This is a genomic window from Vibrio aquaticus, from assembly GCF_003970385.1.
Lineage (GTDB): Bacteria > Pseudomonadota > Gammaproteobacteria > Enterobacterales > Vibrionaceae > Vibrio > Vibrio aquaticus.
This window is the reverse complement of the sequence record NZ_RXZH01000183.1, coordinates 1-388: the sequence shown is the minus strand read 5'-3', so window position 1 is coordinate 388 and position 388 is coordinate 1. Positions and strand designations below refer to the sequence as shown.

At 57.5% G+C, this 388-nt stretch carries 1 protein-coding gene; it reads left to right on the top strand.

All coding sequences use genetic code 11. The annotated features are described in order from the left end of the window. A partial coding sequence (locus tag EJ063_RS20705; RefSeq protein ID WP_208640403.1) for a major capsid protein occupies nt 1-388 on the top strand: 388 nt, incomplete at both ends.

Below are 388 nucleotides of genomic sequence, written 5' to 3'. Positions count from 1 at the left end.
CCACGTATGACCCGACCGACGATATCGAAGCCTACGCGCTGAACGCCAGCGGTGTGGTGAATATCATCGTGTTCGATCCGAAAGGCTGGGCGCTGTTCCGTTCCTTCAAAGCCGTCAAGGAGAAGCTGGATACCCGTCGTGGCTCTAATTCCGAGCTGGAGACAGCGGTGAAAGACCTGGGCAAAGCGGTGTCCTATAAGGGGATGTATGGCGATGTGGCCATCGTCGTGTATTCCGGACAGTACGTGGAAAACGGCGTCAAAAAGAACTTCCTGCCGGACAACACGATGGTGCTGGGGAACACTCAGGCACGCGGTCTGCGCACCTATGGCTGCATTCAGGATGCGGACGCACAGCGCGAAGGCATTAACGCCTCTGCCCGTTACCC